1 pseudogene is annotated in these 699 nt (G+C 21.0%); it reads left to right on the plus strand.

The window, feature by feature from the left end:
* Positions 1 to 262, plus strand: a pseudogene (locus ACF91D_RS31145) (L-asparaginase); the annotation flags it as partial.
* Positions 263 to 699 lie beyond the last annotated feature (437 nt).

Below are 699 nucleotides of genomic sequence, written 5' to 3' on the forward strand. Positions count from 1 at the left end.
GCTTATAATAGCTACTGCTGGCGGGTATACAATATCTACTAAGATATCTGAATATCTAAAAAATATAGTTACTTCAAATATAAAAATCGTAAGAACATCAAGATTAGGACATGGCATAACATCGAAAACTCATTTAGAGAATGAATATAATTTCATCGCTTCTGAAACATTAAATGCCAACAAATCCCGTATTTTATTAATGTTATTAATAAAATACAAAATTAAAAATAATGATTTACAAGATTATTTCAATAAATATTAGTTATTTTTTGGAATATTAATATAATTTTATAAATGGAAAAAATGTAAAACTTAAGTGATAATATTCTTATTGGATAAATTCTATCTATTTATGTAAAAAGAGATAATTAGCAGTAATATTTACAGTTAAGAACAAAGAACTAATATATAATTATATTATAGAAAAGTTATACGAATACACAAAAACCCACTTAAATAAATAGGTAGATAGCTGTATATTTTATGTATAATCTATATATGAAAAATAAAATTAAAGTACAGTTATCAATAGAGTTTTAGATTGAAATTTAAAAATTTAAAGATTTTTTATGATTTAATGGTGTTGATTTAAAGGGTTTTTTATTACAATGTGTAATATGAATATACAAATAAAAATTTTACTAATTGACCACATTAATCAGATATATTATACTAAGTTATACATGGTTAGTACCATGT

Source organism: Staphylococcus sp. 231237_7MaSpsaltlick, assembly GCF_043107035.1.